This is a genomic window from Enterobacter cloacae complex sp. P27C (genome assembly GCF_014895705.1).
GTDB classification, from domain to species: Bacteria; Pseudomonadota; Gammaproteobacteria; order Enterobacterales; family Enterobacteriaceae; genus Enterobacter; species Enterobacter bugandensis.
The window spans coordinates 155,369-171,394 of the sequence record NZ_JADBQB010000008.1 but is presented as its reverse complement, the minus strand read 5'-3'; the positions used below and the strand labels follow the sequence as shown (position 1 = coordinate 171,394).

Sequence of the window (16,026 nt, the reverse complement as noted above, 5' to 3'; positions counted from 1 at the left end):
GTGACTACGCATTACCATAAATGCGCGAGGAATCTACCACAGAGAGATGACAATTTAAGCATTGTGGCGGTGAATGAAAAAACCGGTAAAGGCAGGATTTGTAAACAAGAACGGCAACTAATGTTGCCAGCGATTTACGCCAGACGCAGCAGAATAGCGCCGACAGCAATACCCAGCGCTGCCGCGATGCGCAGGCCCGCAACCTTCTCTTTTAAAAGGACAAAGGCGATCAGCGCCCCGAAAAGAATCGAGGTTTCACGCAGCGCGGCGACCACTGCCAGCGGCGCCTGCGTCATCGCCCAGAGGGCCAGACCGTAAGAGCCCATGGTTCCCACGCCGCCGAGCAGCCCTTTTTTCCAGTGCAGGCGCAGGTAGCTGGACGCCTCGCGCCGACGCGCCACCATCGCCCAGCCCAGCAGGCAGAAGCCGTTCATAAAGAAGGTCCAGAGCGTGTAGCCCAGCGCGGTGTTCGACAGCCGCACGCCGGTGCCGTCCACCAGCGTATACCCGGCGATAAAACAGGCATTCAGCAGCGCCAGCCAGATCCCCCTGCGTGACTGCATGCGGCCATTCATCGCCATCGCCAGAATTGACAGGCAAATGACTCCGATACCGGACCAGGCGAGCCAGGAGAGATGGTCGCCGAGCGCCAGCACGCTGATCAGCGCCACCAGCAGCGGGGCGGTGCCGCGCATCAGCGGATAGGTCTGGCTCATGTCCGAGACCTGATAGGTCTTCGCCACCAGCACGGTGTAGACCACCTGTAAGGCGCAGGAGACGATCAAAAAAGGCCAGCTTGCCGCAGAAGGCTGTGGTGAGAAGGGCAGTAAAATCAGGGCAATAATCGCGGCTGAGCCGCTAACGCCGATCGCAGAGTAGAGTTTATCCGTTCCGGCTTTAACGATAGCGTTCCAGCTGGCATGCAGCAGTGCGGCGAAAAGCAAAATGCAGAAAACGGTGATGGTCATGGCGTATTGGGTGATGAATTGTCACTCAACTGTAACATTCACATCCTGATGCCGCCAGCCGGTTACACCGCACAAAAAAGGCGGTGCGTCACCCGCGGTTCGTCTGAGACCAGCGTAAAACCGGCTCAATTGTAAAATCCGTACGCGCTGTCTGGCGCGTGAGTATTCAGAAAATCAAACCAGATGCTGGCATCCGCCATCACTACGGTTAAAAGCTGTTTTCCAATGCCCAGCCCGCGGCACTTCTCGCTGACGTAGAGATGGCGAATGCGTCCGGCACGCGGCTGCTGGCTGAACGGATCGCGGTTGAGGCCACACACGCCCACCAGCTTGCCGTTAAGAAACGCACCCAGCAGCTTTTCACCCGGCGCGTTAAAGCGGTTCTCACCCCGCAGCCAGTTCTCTTCCAGCCTGCGCAGCATGTTGAAATTCAGCGCGATACTTTCCGCCTTCAGGGCGATATACCCCGGCTCATCCGGTGTGACAGGCTCAATTAACAGACGCGACATAGCATTCCCTCGTTATTAAAGAGGGGCGGTTGCCCGCCCCTCTCAGGTGCGACTTGAACCTGAATTACCGAACGTATTTCAGGACAGCATCAAGCAGTTGCAGTACTGCAACAATGAGTTTGAGGATAAGTATCACCATATCCACTACGCTCATACGCGTCTCCTTTTGGTTAAAAGGAGCACGATGCTGGCGTACCTTTCCGCCGCCTGTTGCCAGCACCTGGATTGACGTAACACAGTGTGCTCACTTCAGGGGTTAAGGCACTGACGGCACCACCCGTTTCAGCCAGGACTTCGTTGCGCCGGTAAACTGCGGCCCCCTCGCTCACTGCGAACACCCTCAGTATAGATAAATACTGTATGCATGAACAGTATTTTTTGGACAAAATTTGGAAGGTGATCCATACTCAAAAACGTCAAAATCCGTGCCGGAATTGCGCGTTCGAGTTCGATCGCGTATACTTTTTCCGTTGACGTAACACAGTGTGTTCTGCGGCGACCAACCGCAAAACCCTGATAAAAACCTCGCTCCGGCGGGGTTTTTTGTTTTCTGGTCTGCCCACAAAAAAATACCGGGATAAGCGGTGGCCTGGTCAGGCTTCTTAAGAAATCAATTTTATGCAGGGGAACCAGGATAGTTTTACGAGATGCAGCACCAAATAAGTCATTTAATATAAAAAACAGACTCGCCAGGATATTAAAACCGCATCGGATATAGCCGTAAAAAATAATATTCAATCGAATTATTTTTCTCGTGAATGTATTTTTTAGGCAATTCACCAGTTTGAATTACACTGCTTTTCATTGTATATTTCTATAGCCACAATCATGATATGGATATCTTATGCAAGCATCGGATTATTTGAAGATGAAGTTCCAGGGCGACAGACAGTTGGCTATTTATGGACAGCAAGGCGTTGCCGGGACATGGAAAGCATTAAAGGGAATCGGCTCTGATATCTATTCAGGAATGGAGCGTGTAAGCTGGTACTCATCATGCTTAATCCCCAGCTATCACGATGTATGTGATGAGCTTCTCTCAGAAGAAAAGAGAATGTACCTCTCCATTGTGTCTCTTTACCGTTATCGCGATGTAATAGCACAGATGCTCTATCTTTATTTTAAAAGTGTTCTAAATGACTCTAAAAATGGAAATGAACAAAATCGCGCCCGCAAGACGGGTTCACAAGTAACCGGATTTGTTAAAAATATCCCGACAAGCAAAGCAGCGCGTTTAGCAATAGCATGGGGGTTGGCAATATATCTTTCCAAATCTGGCCTGCTCTCAGAAATCGTCGTCGAACGGCTTGCACGTCGCGTACCGAACGTTGTCATGGCATTTCAATTGATTGGCACGGACCAGAAGTGCGCGCTTGCTGCTCGTCGCCTGAAAACGTTGGACCCAAAGTATTACGCTACCCTCTATGCCGCACAACTGGAAATGCTCTATTACTTTATTGAACCATTCCTGTCTGAACTGATTAAGAAGGTTCAAATGGGTTTCTACAGGGATTTTGAAGCGATTTATGACGACTTAAGGGACAAGTAGCGTGTTTAAGAGTCTGTTATCAATTCTATTTACGGATATTTTATTTCCCGTTTATGTTTTTGTATGCGCCTCTTTTTTTCTATGGTTGATACCTGACCACTGGGTATTACTCACATTTATTGCTATCGGTGTATTTATCCTTGTTCATCCAATAATTTTTGGTCGTTTTGATAAGTACGATTGATTTTTTAAAAAAAAGGTATTCTTTATGTCAAACCCGGCTTATTTATTTCTTACAGATGAAAATGGTTCCCCCATGGTTGGCCCCTGCCTTGTGACAGGGCGTGAAGGTGCAATTGAACTCAAATCATTCACTCATAATGTCAACATTCCAGTCGACGGGAATACCGGGAAATTGACGGGCACGCGCATACACATGCCCATCATGTTCCAGAAAGAATTTGATCGTGTAACCCCGCTTCTCTTTCGCGCGCTGAGTACGGGAAGAACACTCCAGTCAGCCACCATTAAGATGTATCAGATTAATGAGGCGGGTTTAGAACAGGAATATTTTAATATCCTCCTGGAGAATGTGAAAATAACCTCAATCACACCTGACCTGTATCCCGGCGCAAACACGGGAACACACCTTGAAACGGTTCTCATACGCTATGAGAAAATCACCTGGAAGCATTGCGACGGCAATGTCATCTATAGTGACTCCTGGAATGAGCGAGCAACGTACTGAAACGTGATCCCTGACGCATTTTTGCGCAGATGAAAATATTTCCATTGTCACGCCCGAAAACCTGTGTTTGTATAAATTCAAGCAATGATTCCAAACACAGGTCCCCAATGACTTCATCCATCTTCACTTCGACCCTACTAAAAACTGCGCAACCAGCCGCAGTGGTCGTCGTGCGTGTGGTGGTGGTCGTCGGCAATGCGCCGTAGGGACTGGATCAACACACGAATCCAAAACCCCGCCGGCGCAAACCGGGCGGGGTTTTTCGTTTAGGACCCTCCCCGGAAAGTCGGCCCAGAAGAAAAGGACTGGAGCATGGCAAGTTCGGGCATAACATCCACAAAGACGCGTTTTACAGGCGCGCAGCTGATTGTTCATTTACTGGAACGACAGGGCATCACCACGGTTGCGGGTATCCCGGGTGGAACCGTGTTGCCGCTGTACGATGCGTTGAGCCAAAGCACGCAGATCCGCCACGTGCTGGCGCGTCACGAGCAGGGGGCAGGATTTATCGCTCAGGGCATGGCGCGTACGCAGGGCAAACCGGCGGTCTGTATGGCCTGCAGCGGCCCCGGCGCAACCAACCTGGTAACCGCCATCGCCGACGCGCGCCTCGACTCCATTCCGCTGATCTGCATTACCGGCCAGGTGCCGTCCTCGATGATCGGCACCGACGCGTTCCAGGAAGTGGACACCTACGGCATCTCTATCCCCATCACTAAACATAACTATTTAGTTCGCGATATCAGCGAGCTGCCTCAGGTTATCAGCGATGCGTTCCGCATTGCGCAGTCTGGCCGCCCGGGCCCGGTGTGGATAGACATTCCTAAGGATGTCCAGACCGCAGAGATCGAGATCGACGTGTTGCCGGAGCCGGGCGAGCGCGCCCCCGCGCCGGAATTCAGCGCTGAAAGCGTTCGCGACGCCGCCGCCATGATTAACGCCGCTAAACGCCCGGTGCTCTATCTGGGCGGCGGGGCGATTAACGCTGCGGATGAAATCCGCCAGTTTGCGGAAAAGGCCAACCTGCCGACCACCATGACCCTGATGGCGCTGGGTATGCTGCCTAAAGCGCATCCGTTGTCATTAGGCATGCTGGGCATGCACGGTGCGCGCAGCACCAACTACATCCTGCAAGAGGCGGATTTGCTGATTGTTATGGGCGCACGTTTTGATGACCGGGCGATTGGCAAAACCGAGCAGTTCTGCCCGAACGCCAAAATTATTCACGTGGATATCGACCGCGCCGAGCTGGGTAAAATCAAACAGCCGCACGTGGCGATTCAGGGCGACGTGGCCGAAGTGCTGGCGCAGCTGATCCCGCAGACTGACGCAACTGACCGGGCCGACTGGCGTCAGTTGGTGGCCGATCTGCAGCGCGAGTTCCCGGGTGCCATCCCAGCTGAGGGCGACCCGCTGAGCCACTACGGGCTGATCAACGCCGTGGCCGCCTGCGTGGACGACAGCGCGATTATCACCACCGACGTGGGCCAGCACCAGATGTGGGCCGCGCAGGCGTATCCGCTGAACCGTCCGCGCCAGTGGCTGACCTCCGGCGGCCTCGGCACCATGGGCTTCGGCCTGCCGGCGGCAGTAGGCGCGGCGCTCGCCAACCCGGACCGCAAGGTTATCTGCTTCTCCGGCGACGGCAGCCTGATGATGAATATTCAGGAGATGGCGACTGCGGCCGAAAACCAGTTAGACGTGAAAATCATCCTGATGAACAACGAGGCGCTGGGTCTGGTGCACCAGCAGCAGAGCCTGTTCTACAAGCAGGGCGTGTTTGCGGCGACCTATCCGGGAATGATTAACTTTATGCAGATTGCCGCCGGCTTTGGCCTGCACACCTGCGATCTGAACGCGGAAGAAGACGCCCACGCGGCGCTGCAGGCGGCGATCTCGCGTCCTGGCCCGGCGCTGATCCACGTGCGTATCGACCCTGAACAAAAAGTGTATCCGATGGTGCCGCCGGGTGCGGCCAATACTGAGATGGTGGGGGAATAAACCATGCAGAAACAACATGATAACGTCATTCTGGAACTCACCGTCCGCAACCACCCTGGCGTTATGACCCACGTCTGCGGGCTGTTTGCCCGCCGGGCGTTTAACGTGGAAGGTATTCTCTGCCTGCCGATTCAGGGCAGCGAGCACAGCCGCATCTGGCTACTGGTCAACGACGATCAGCGTCTGGAGCAGATGATAGCGCAGATCGACAAGCTGGAAGACGTCACCAAAGTGGCGCGCAACCAGTCCGATCCCACCATGTTTAACAAAATTGCGGTGTTTTTCGAGTAAATCGCTTAAGGTAAGCGTCTTTCGCTCTTGTAGGCCGGATAAGCGCAGCGTCATCCGGCTTTTTCAGACCGCAGGAACACACATGACCACCATCGCTCTCATCGACGACCACCTTATCGTCCGCTCCGGCTTTGCCCAGCTTCTTAACCTCGAACCGGATTTCCAGGTCGTGGCCGAGTTTGGCTCCGGTCACGAGGCGCTGGCGGGCCTGCCGGGGCGCGGGGTGCAGGTCTGTATCTGTGACATCTCGATGCCGGATCTCTCCGGGCTGGAGCTGTTGAGCCAGCTGCCGAAAGGGATGGCGACGATCATGCTCTCGGTCCACGACAGCCCGGCGCTGGTCGAGCAGGCGCTCAACGCGGGCGCACGCGGCTTCCTCTCCAAACGCTGTAGCCCGGACGAGCTGATCGCTGCCGTGCGCACCGTCTCCACCGGCGGCTGCTACCTGACGCCGGATATCGCCATCAAGCTGGCGGCCGGACGTCAGGATCCGCTCACCAGACGCGAGCGCCAGGTGGCGGAGAAGCTTGCCCAGGGCATGTCGGTGAAAGAGATTGCCGCCGAGCTGGATCTGTCGCCGAAAACCGTGCACGTCCACCGCGCCAACCTGATGGAAAAACTCAACGTCAGCAACGACGTCGAGCTGGCGCGCCGCATGTTCGACAGCTGGCAATGAGTCCCGTGTTTTCGCGGCTGATCGCCGTCGTTGCCAGCTTTTTTATCTTCTCCGCCGCATGGTTTTGCCTGTGGAGCATCAGCCTGCACCTGGTGGAGCGTCCGGAGCTGGCGGTGCTGCTGTTTCCCTTCGGCCTGCGTCTGGGGCTAATGCTCCAGTGCCCGCGCGGCTACTGGCCCGTTTTGCTCGGCGCGGAGTGGCTGATGCTGGTCTGGCTGGCGCAGGAGGTGGCCCTCGCGCATCTTCCCTTATTGATGACCGGAAGCCTGCTTACGCTTCTCCCCGTTGCCCTGATTTCCCGCTACCGCTACCAGCGCGACTGGCGCACGCTGCTGCGTCAGGGGGCGGCGCTGATTGCCGCCGCGCTGTTACAATCCCTGCCGTGGATCGGCGAGAAGGAGATGCTTAACGCCCTGCTTCTGACCCTGACCGGTGGTCTGACCCTCGCGCCGACCTGTCTGGTTTTCTGGCACTACCTCACAAGCACCGTCTGGCAGCCGCTCGGCCCCGCGCTGGTCTCCCAACCGGTGAACTGGCGCGCCCGACACCTCATCTGGTATTTGCTGCTGTTTATGGTGAGCCTGTGGCTGCAGCTTGGTCTGCCCGCCGAGCTTTCGCGCTTCACGCCGTTTTGCCTGGCGCTGCCGATCATCGCTCTGGCCTTGCACTACGGCTGGCAGGGGGCGCTGATCGCCACGCTGATGAACGCCATCGCGCTGATCGCCAGCCAGACCTGGCACGATCATCCGGTGGATCTGCTGCTCTCGCTGCTGGCCCAGAGCCTGACCGGGCTGCTGCTCGGGGCGGGCATTCAGCGTCTGCGCGAGCTGAACCAGTCCCTGCAAGCCGAGCTGGCGCGCAACCGTCGTCTGGCGGAGCGTCTGCTGGAGACCGAGGAGAGCGTGCGGCAGGAGGTGGCCCGCGAACTGCACGATGATATCGGCCAGACCATAACCGCCATCCGCACGCAGGCGGGCATCGTCCAGCGTCTGGCGGCGGATAACGCGGGCGTGAAGCAGGGCGGGGCGCATATCGAACAGCTTTCGCTGGGTGTCTATGACGCCGTTCGCCGTTTGCTGGGACGGCTGCGTCCGCGCCAGCTTGATGATCTGTCGCTGGAGCAGGCGATACGCTCCCTGATGCGCGAGATGGAGCTGGAAAGCCGCGGCATTGTCAGCCATCTCGACTGGCGCATTGATGAATCATTGCTCAGCGAAGGCCAGCGCGTGACGCTGTTCCGCGTCTGTCAGGAGGGGCTGAACAATATCGTTAAACATGCCAATGCAAGCGCGGTGACGATCCAGGGCTGGCAGCAGGACGAGCGCCTGATGCTGGTGATTGAAGACGACGGCTGCGGCCTGCCGCCGGGCTCCGGCCAGCAGGGCTTTGGCCTGGCGGGCATGCGCGAGCGCGTCAAGGCGCTGGGCGGCACGCTGACCCTCTCCTGCACCCACGGGACGCGCGTCAGCGTCAGTTTGCCGTTAAGGACGTACCATGTTTAAAACCCCAACCAGCGCGGCTCCGTTGCGCGACAAGGCGGAAATCGACGCCCGCTACCGCTACTGGCGTCGCCATATCCTGATCACCATCTGGCTCGGCTACGCGCTGTTCTACTTCACCCGTAAAAGCTTCAACGCCGCCGCGCCGGAAATCCTCGCCAGCGGCGTGATGACGCGCACCGATATCGGCCTGCTGGCGACGCTGTTTTACATCAGCTACGGGCTGTCGAAGTTCTTCTCCGGCATCGTCAGCGACCGCTCCAACGCGCGCTATTTCATGGGCGTTGGGCTGATCGCCACCGGCGTGGTGAACATCCTGTTCGGCTTCTCCACCTCGCTGTGGGCCTTCGCCCTGCTGTGGGCGCTGAACGCCTTTTTCCAGGGCTGGGGCGCGCCGGTCTGCGCCCGCCTGCTCACCGCCTGGTACTCGCGCAACGAGCGCGGCGGATGGTGGGCGATCTGGAACACCGCGCATAACGTTGGCGGGGCGCTGATCCCGATGGTCGTGGGAGCCGCAGCGCTGCACTACGGCTGGCGCACGGGGATGATGATTGCTGGTGGCCTCGCGATTGTCGCCGGGCTGTTCCTCTGCTGGCGCCTGCGGGACAGGCCGCAAACCGTCGGCCTGCCTGCGGTGGGCGACTGGCGGCACGACGAGATGGAGATCGCCCAGCAGCAGGAGGGCGCCGGGCTGTCCCGCCAGGAAATCCTCACCAAATACGTGCTGAAAAACCCGTACATCTGGCTGCTGTCCCTCTGCTACGTGCTGGTCTACGTGGTGCGCGCGGCGATCAACGACTGGGGCAACCTGTATATGTCCGAGACGCTCGGCGTGGACCTGGTGACCGCCAACTCTGCGGTGACGATGTTTGAGCTGGGCGGGTTTATCGGCGCGCTGGTGGCGGGCTGGGGCTCGGACAAGCTGTTCAACGGCAACCGCGGCCCGATGAATCTGATTTTTGCCGCCGGGATTTTGCTCTCCGTGGGCTCGCTGTGGCTGATGCCGTTCGCCAGCTACGTGATGCAGGCGGCGTGCTTCTTCACCATCGGCTTTTTCGTGTTTGGTCCGCAGATGCTGATCGGCATGGCGGCGGCAGAGTGCTCGCACAAAGAGGCGGCAGGCGCGGCGACGGGCTTTGTCGGGCTGTTTGCCTACCTCGGCGCATCGCTCTCCGGCTGGCCGCTGGCACGGGTCATCGACGTCTGGCACTGGAGCGGATTCTTCGCGGCGATCGCCATCGCGGCGGGCATTTCCGCCCTGCTGCTGCTGCCGTTTTTGCACGCCCAGGCGCCGCGCGAAGCGTGACGTGCCTCACCTTTTGTTGCCGAATGGCGCAAAACTAAGAAATTTTCCCGGTTTCACCTGGACGCTGTCTCAGGCATCTCTCCCGGCTGATTTTTACAATGCTGCAAAAATCAGCTCAGGAGTAAACCAACCATGCTGGCCTTCTTAAACCAGGTGCGCAAGCCGACCCTGGATCTGCCGCTCGACGTGCGGCGCAAGATGTGGTTCAAACCGTTCATGCAGTCTTATCTGGTGGTCTTCATCGGCTACCTGACCATGTACCTGATCCGCAAAAACTTTAACATCGCGCAGAACGACATGATCTCCACCTACGGGCTGAGCATGACGCAGCTGGGGATGATTGGCCTGGGCTTCTCCATCACCTACGGGGTGGGGAAAACGGTTGTGTCCTACTACGCGGACGGCAAAAACACCAAGCAGTTCCTGCCGTTTATGCTGATCCTCTCCGCCATCTGTATGCTTGGCTTCAGCGCCAGCATGGGCGCGGGCTCCGTCAGCCTGTTCCTGATGATTGCCTTCTACGCCCTGAGCGGTTTCTTCCAGAGCACCGGCGGGTCGTGCAGCTACTCCACCATTACCAAATGGACGCCGCGCCGCAAGCGGGGTTCGTACCTCGGCATGTGGAACATCTCCCACAACCTCGGCGGGGCGGGGGCGGCAGGCGTGGCGCTGTTTGGCGCGAACTACCTGTTCGACGGCCACGTCATCGGCATGTTTATCTTCCCGTCGATTATCGCCCTGATCGTCGGCTTTATCGGCCTGCGCTTCGGCAGCGACTCCCCGGAATCGTACGGCCTCGGCAAAGCCGAAGAGCTGTTCGGGGAGGAGATCAGCGAAGAGGACAAAGAGACCGAAGAGAACGAGATGTCCAAATGGCAGATCTTTGTTGAGTACGTGCTGAAAAACAAAGTGATCTGGCTGCTGTGCTTCTCAAACATCTTCCTGTACGTGGTGCGCATCGGCATCGACCAGTGGTCAACGGTGTACGCCTTCCAGGAGTTGAAGCTCTCGAAAGAGGTGGCTATTCAGGGCTTCACCCTGTTCGAAGTGGGCGCGCTGGTCGGCACGCTGCTGTGGGGCTGGCTCTCGGATCTCGCCAATGGCCGCCGTGCGCTGGTGGCCTGCGTCGCGCTGGCGCTGATTATCGCCACGCTGGGCGTGTATCAGCACGCCAACAACCAGTACGTTTACCTGGCGTCCCTGTTTGCGCTCGGCTTCCTGGTGTTTGGCCCGCAGCTGCTGATTGGCGTGGCGGCCGTAGGGTTCGTGCCGAAAAAAGCGATCGGCGCCGCCGATGGGATTAAAGGCACCTTCGCCTACCTGATCGGCGACAGCTTCGCCAAGCTTGGCCTGGGGATGATCGCCGACGGTACGCCGATTTTCGGCCTTACCGGCTGGGCGGGCACCTTCGCGGCGCTGGATGCGGCAGCGATTGGCTGTATCGTCCTGATGGCGATGGTCGCGGTGCTGGAAGAACGTAAAATTCGCCGCGAGAACCGCGCGCAGAAATTAAAAGCGGCCTGAGTGTGCAGGTAACGTCTTTGCCCGGCTGGCCGCCGGGCTTTTTTGTTTAAGCGGTTCTATCATACAAATGAAGAATATTTCGCTTTCAGGCGGGCAATGATCCTGTCCATCGCGCCCCGCTCGCGGGCGTAATTTTCCTCATAGCGTTTTTTCCCCTGTACCGCCAGCATCGGGCGCCAAACCTGCGGCGGGTTGTGCTCTGCGCCTTTGTTGACCGGGTCGTTTTCATCCGGGCGGCAGGCCTCCTCCACTTCAGGCGGCCAGACGGGAATGCGGCAGGTGAGCATCACCAGCCAGCGCGTGATGCTGACAAAAAACACAAAAGGAAAGAGCGGGAGGTTAACCAGCCACCCCAGCCTGCTGGTCATTTTGCTGATATAGAGCAGCCCAAAAAACCAGCCTTCCTTCTGTTTTTCGACAGGGAGACAGTAAGTGACGATATCAGCGAGGTCTGCCACGCAGTCGTCCTCTTCCATGTAGCAGCGGATGTATTCCCAGAAAACCTCAAGGTATTCCGGGCCCCAGTTGTTGCTGACGGGGAGGGGAATGTAGTGTGTGACGGTTTCACCGTCATCTGCGAGCGTGCAGCCAACAATGGACCACGACTCGGGTTTGCCGCCGTTGGAGATACGGACGAACTCCAGGTCGTGCCACGGGACGACGAGCACGGGCTTACCGTTGCGAAAGAGATAGACGGTTTTATTTTTGCGGTTAAAGCGGATGGGGTAGTGGGTATAATTAAAGACCTCCAGAACCAGGAATTTATATGATAGCCATGAAAGGGGGAGAATGACTAAAAGCCAGACAATAATCATCCCTGCCCAGTTCCGGTCTTTACCTGTATCGAGTAATAAAAACTGTATCAATGGCCAGATAAAGCAGTTCAAAAAAAATAAGCTAAAGAAAAAACTGGCAACTAATGTACCGGAACCACGGGAAAAATAGAGCCGGTCGACCAGTTCCAGGCAGGTGGAGTTGATACGAATAACGCTGTCCATGGCGGATACGGCGGTGACGCCGGGGTTGCCTTTTCCACGGGAATAGCGCTGTAACACGGTCTTGTCCGTGATGCGGGTGAACGTGCCCATGTACATCCGGGACGGGTCGAGGGGGAGTCGTTTAAACATGCTTTCTCTTCTCCCGGCGCTTTTCCGGCTGAACAGACGGTGGATATTTCGCTTTCAGACGGGCAATGATCCGGTCCATCGCGCCCCGCTCGCGGGCGTAGTTTTCCTCATAACGCTTTTTTCCCTGTACCGCCAGCATCGGGCGCCATACCTGCGGCGGGTTGTGCTCTGCCCCTTTGTTGACCGGGTCGTTTTCATCCGGGCGGCAGGCCTCCTCCACTTCAGGCGGCCAGACGGGAACGCGGCAGGTGAGCATCACCAGCCAGCGCGTGATGCTGACAAAAAACACAAAAGGGAAGAGCGGGAGGTTAACCAGCCACCCCAGCCTGCTGGTCATTTTGCTGATATAGAGCAGCCCAAAAAACCAGCCTTCCTTCTGTTTTTCGACGGGGAGACAGTAAGTGACGATATCAGCGAGGTCTGCCACGCAGTCGTCCTCTTCCATGTAGCAGCGGATGTATTCCCAGTAAACCTCAAGGTATTCCGGCCCCCAGTTGTTGCTGACGGGGAGGGGAATGTAGTGTGTGACGGTTTCGCCGTCATCCGCGAGCGTGCAGCCGACAATGGACCATGACTCGGGTTTGCCGCCGTTGGATATGCGGACAAACTCCAGGTCGTGCCACGGTACGGCGAGTACGGGTTTACCGTTGCGAAAGAGATAGACGGTTTTATTTTTGCGGTTAAAGCGGATGGGGTAGTGGGTGTAGTTAAAGACCTCCAGAACCAGGAATTTATATGACAGCCAGGATAGAGGTAATACAAATATAATCCATATAATACTTAATACACCCCAGGGGGTATTCTCCCCTTGCCCCAAAAAAAATGCCTTAAAAACCAACCAAAGAAAGCACACGCCAAAAAATAAGCCAAAGAAAAAACTGGCAATTAATGTACCGGAACCACGGGAAAAATAGAGCCGGTCGACCAGCTCCAGACAGGTGGAGTTGATGCGGATCACGCTGTCCATGGCGGACACCGCAGTGACGCCGGGGTTGCCTTTTCCACGGAAATAGCGCTGTAACACGGTCTTATCCGTGATGCGGGTGAACGTGTTCATGTACATCCGGGACGGATCGAGGGGGATACGTTTAAACATATTATGCATTTCCTTTGCCCAAGGCTTTGAACGCGTCTTGTTCCAATAGACTATTTTGGTATTGTGTTGGAATAGTTGATTCGCCATCAGGAATGCGCCGCCATAAGGTGCTTGCCAGCCATCCCTGGATCTCATTACGCGTCTGGCTGACTAACCAGGCGTTCGCTCCTAAAATCAATAACACGCTGACAAAGATCCCCCAAGGGCCGAGGATCAGGGCAAACAGGCTACCTTCCGCCACGCTGGCACTTGAAAGACCTAGATAGGTTAGTAGAGGAAGAATGATGGATTTTCCGGTGGCCAGAGTCATAAGACCAACACCTAGAGAATTGACCAAATGAGCTATACCAATATCCGTTTTACCCTCAGATATCTTTATTATGCCATCTGTAAATTCAACACCGGTAAATACTAACCCTCCCAGAAATCCAAGCCGCTCCCACCATGGCCAACTGGCGATTTTTAGCACAAATCGAGCACCAAACGTCACCGTCGGAGAAAGCTCTAATCGGATAATTCCAGCGGAAGCGCGCTTCAGGGTATCCATTGCGGCTGCCCATGCCATAGCGCCATTTGACGAGAAGCGCGCCCATCCGTCGGGTGTTCCGGGCCATCCCTCTTTTTGAAAACCATTTAGCACGACCCATCCCTGAAACAGAGCTGAAAAGGTGCTTCCAGCAAAGGGGAAGGCATTATGACCGAGTTCTGAGAGTATGGTATTGCCTGATATCCCTTGGGCTTTTGCAAGCTGAAGGTGAGTGGAGAACGGAAACACGGCGTTGACGATCTCATCCTCTGTTTTCAGTACGGATCCAAGTTTCGCCAGACGTTCATGTTCAGAAAGGGCCTGTAGTTTCTTCACCTCATCAATATCTATCAGTGTGGGTAAATAGGTTTTTATCCTTGCTGTTTCAGATATGCCACGGGACATGTATTCAGCTTCTTTCTGCAGTGCCTGGTAAAGCCGCCCGCCTGTCTTACCACTCATTTCAAGAAGACCAGCCATACCCCGCGTGAGGGCGTTAAGGTATTGTTTTGTTCCTGTATCAACGGGTATTCGCAAAAACGCTTTTCCCTGTATAGCAAGAATAGAAATCGCAAAATTGACCTGTACGCCTTTGGCCATTTCGCCTGTCGCTTTCATGATTGCAGGCAGGTACAGGTAATGCAGCCTTTCAAGCGCGAGGTTTATTGCTGATGAATATTGTTGACTGATTTCCTTTACACCATCAGCCAACCTGTCCCAGCTGATACCTTTATCCCAGTCCCGACCGCCATGCGTATTCATTTCGGCTTCGAACTGCGAGATCCATGCATTATTGTTAAAAAACACCGCCCTTAAAAGATAGTTTTGCTCCTCCTTTTCAGACATATACAACTGTTGCTCAATAAACTTTATAACCCCGGCCTTATCCTCCATACCTACCAGACAATTAAATACGGTTTGAATGTAACGAGCACCACTGTGAGGCGAAGTTGGATCAAAATGTTGAATGAAGTAGGACTTCATTGCCGTGCTTTGTAACCAATTAAGAAACATTCTGGTCATCGGAACGATAATGCGTTCGTTATAGCTTGTAATGTGCTTAATCAGCTTGCTGGTAAATTCGTTTTGCTGATTTCTGTCGATATACTTTTCGTAGTGCTGCCAGACCTCGTTAACTCGCTCATTGCGTGTTTCTTCATCCAGCCTGTGAAGTTTTTCTGCTGATTCAGGATCGGGAAAATGTGGCCCGGCAGGGCTATCCCAACCGAAACGGGTTTTTTGTTCATTCCTGATATCACTGTCCTTCACCGTCTGGAACAGGCATTCCCGAACTGAGAGTTCCAGTCCGTTCAACATCGCACTTAATGCAATACCACGTTTAAATTCAGGGTTGTCGGTTATCGCCTGGTCAAAACGATATCGCGACAGTGATGAGATTTCCATGGCAGCAGCTACTGGGTCAGAAAGTAAAAGAAGTGCACCATGCTGAGCATCCAGGCTAGTTGCAGCTTTAATTAATTCACTGGCTGAATTCGCCGTTACTGGTTTAAATGGCGTAGGTGTCCAGTCTTTCATTTGACAAATACGGACCGAAGGGCTGTATTCCGCTACGGTCTGTGTGAGGAGATTGATAGACCTGGCCTGTTGACCTTGATGTGTCATCAACCATGCATCCATATCAAATTTTTGCATATACATTTGTTGCCATTCTGGCTTTTCATGTAACTGGCGGGTTTTATCAGTCCATTGCTCTTCAGACCAAATGAACCAGTAACTACCATTTTGTATACCCGGCGGCTTCATGGGGAGTGTGATAAGTGAAGCCGCCGCTAATTCTTGCGGTTGTGCGATACATGGCTTCAACTCCCCCTCAAACAATCGAGGCGGAACATTACCGTTTTGCGGAAGGGGATAAAAATAGCCATCATCAGTCACAAAGTAGTTTAACCAGTAACGGCATTGCTCGGACCAAATATACAAAAATCCCTTTCGTAATAGTCGCGCGGTATAGTCTGTTTCGCCTTCTGGTTGTATGGAAGGTGAAAAATCACTGGGGAGAGAAGGTAAGTCATCTCCCTTTGCCATGACTGCTGGGCGTATCGGTAGTAATGGCATACCCATACGTCGACAAAAATTGCATCCATGCGTCGTATTCATTCTATCCCTGTCTTATTGATATCTAAAAAGTATTGTAAGGGGATGATTATAACCATACAAAAAAAAAGGTTAAGATATGTCAGAGTCTAAATTACGGCAGCACGATATTTTAGGAAATTAACCTGTTTAATACGTATTACAGGTTTTG

At 54.9% G+C, this 16,026-nt stretch carries 15 protein-coding genes and 1 pseudogene; 9 read left to right on the top strand and 7 right to left on the bottom strand.

All coding sequences use genetic code 11. From position 1 onward, the window contains the following. Positions 1-134: 134 nt before the first annotated feature. The 4 genes and pseudogenes from IM291_RS17550 to IM291_RS17535 all read right to left on the bottom strand — a co-directional run bounded on the left by IM291_RS17550 (position 135) and on the right by IM291_RS17535 (position 2,215). Positions 135-968 carry an EamA family transporter gene (locus IM291_RS17550; protein WP_063437530.1) on the bottom strand — a complete coding sequence of 278 codons (834 nt, stop codon included), beginning with the start codon at positions 966-968 and terminating at the stop codon, positions 135-137. A 62-nt stretch (positions 969-1,030) separates the two neighbouring features. Next, a pseudogene (locus IM291_RS17545) lies at positions 1,031-1,477 on the bottom strand (GNAT family N-acetyltransferase). A gap of 64 nt (positions 1,478-1,541) precedes the next feature. After that, a complete protein-coding gene (gene tisB / locus IM291_RS17540; protein ID WP_045260836.1) occupies positions 1,542-1,631 on the bottom strand; it encodes a type I toxin-antitoxin system toxin TisB in 90 nt (29 codons plus the stop codon). A 128-nt stretch (positions 1,632-1,759) separates the two neighbouring features. Next, the gene (locus IM291_RS17535; RefSeq protein ID WP_164558229.1) at positions 1,760-2,215 is read right to left on the bottom strand and encodes a hypothetical protein; all 456 of its coding nucleotides are present in this window, start codon (positions 2,213-2,215) and stop codon (positions 1,760-1,762) included. Positions 2,216-2,321: 106 nt separating this feature from the next. Between IM291_RS17535 and IM291_RS17530 the strand changes: the two genes are divergently transcribed. The 9 genes from IM291_RS17530 (at position 2,322) to uhpT (ending at position 11,011) form a co-directional block, all read left to right on the top strand. Next, the gene (locus IM291_RS17530) at positions 2,322-3,026 is read left to right on the top strand and encodes a hypothetical protein (protein WP_048957713.1); all 705 of its coding nucleotides are present in this window, start codon (positions 2,322-2,324) and stop codon (positions 3,024-3,026) included. A 208-nt stretch (positions 3,027-3,234) separates the two neighbouring features. Continuing rightward, on the top strand, positions 3,235-3,714 hold the full coding sequence (locus IM291_RS17525; protein WP_063943320.1) for a type VI secretion system tube protein TssD: 480 nt from the start codon (positions 3,235-3,237) through the stop codon (positions 3,712-3,714). Between the two features lie 107 nt (positions 3,715-3,821). Continuing rightward, positions 3,822-3,920 carry an ilvB operon leader peptide IvbL gene (gene ivbL / locus IM291_RS17520; RefSeq protein WP_057979964.1) on the top strand — a complete coding sequence of 33 codons (99 nt, stop codon included), beginning with the start codon at positions 3,822-3,824 and terminating at the stop codon, positions 3,918-3,920. 106 nt (positions 3,921-4,026) lie between these two features. After that, positions 4,027-5,715 (top strand): acetolactate synthase large subunit, encoded by a 1,689-nt coding sequence (ilvB, locus tag IM291_RS17515; RefSeq protein ID WP_192971849.1) that lies wholly within the window; start codon positions 4,027-4,029, stop codon positions 5,713-5,715. Between the two features lie 3 nt (positions 5,716-5,718). Then, positions 5,719-6,006 carry an acetolactate synthase small subunit gene (gene ilvN / locus IM291_RS17510; protein ID WP_028014960.1) on the top strand — a complete coding sequence of 96 codons (288 nt, stop codon included), beginning with the start codon at positions 5,719-5,721 and terminating at the stop codon, positions 6,004-6,006. Positions 6,007-6,088: 82 nt separating this feature from the next. Beyond that, entirely contained in the window at positions 6,089-6,682 is a 594-nt protein-coding gene (gene uhpA, locus IM291_RS17505) for a transcriptional regulator UhpA (protein WP_041911714.1), read from the top strand. After that, positions 6,679-8,184 (top strand): signal transduction histidine-protein kinase/phosphatase UhpB, encoded by a 1,506-nt coding sequence (gene uhpB, locus IM291_RS17500; protein WP_192987402.1) that lies wholly within the window; start codon positions 6,679-6,681, stop codon positions 8,182-8,184. Before uhpA ends, uhpB begins: the two co-directional genes overlap by 4 nt. Further along, positions 8,177-9,487, top strand: coding sequence for an MFS transporter (locus tag IM291_RS17495; RefSeq protein ID WP_063943316.1), 1,311 nt, complete (start codon positions 8,177-8,179; stop codon positions 9,485-9,487). The genes uhpB and IM291_RS17495 overlap by 8 nt, the downstream gene beginning before the upstream one ends. Before the next feature lie 132 nt (positions 9,488-9,619). Next, positions 9,620-11,011, top strand: a complete 1,392-nt coding sequence (gene uhpT, locus IM291_RS17490) for a hexose-6-phosphate:phosphate antiporter (RefSeq protein WP_192987400.1) — start codon at positions 9,620-9,622, stop codon at positions 11,009-11,011. Positions 11,012-11,070: 59 nt separating this feature from the next. On the opposite strand, the gene IM291_RS17485 is transcribed toward uhpT, so the two are convergent. From IM291_RS17485 to IM291_RS17475, 3 genes are read right to left on the bottom strand one after another with little or no spacing between them, the layout of a single operon-like run. Next, complete coding sequence (locus IM291_RS17485; protein WP_192987399.1) at positions 11,071-12,138, bottom strand: DUF6708 domain-containing protein; 1,068 nt, start codon at positions 12,136-12,138, stop codon at positions 11,071-11,073. Further along, positions 12,131-13,234 (bottom strand): DUF6708 domain-containing protein, encoded by a 1,104-nt coding sequence (locus IM291_RS17480; protein ID WP_192987397.1) that lies wholly within the window; start codon positions 13,232-13,234, stop codon positions 12,131-12,133. Before IM291_RS17480 ends, IM291_RS17485 begins: the two co-directional genes overlap by 8 nt. Before the next feature lies 1 nt (position 13,235). Continuing rightward, positions 13,236-15,878: a T6SS effector BTH_I2691 family protein gene (locus tag IM291_RS17475; RefSeq protein ID WP_192987395.1), complete on the bottom strand. Its 2,643-nt coding sequence runs from the start codon at positions 15,876-15,878 to the stop codon at positions 13,236-13,238. Positions 15,879-16,026: the final 148 nt, after the last annotated feature.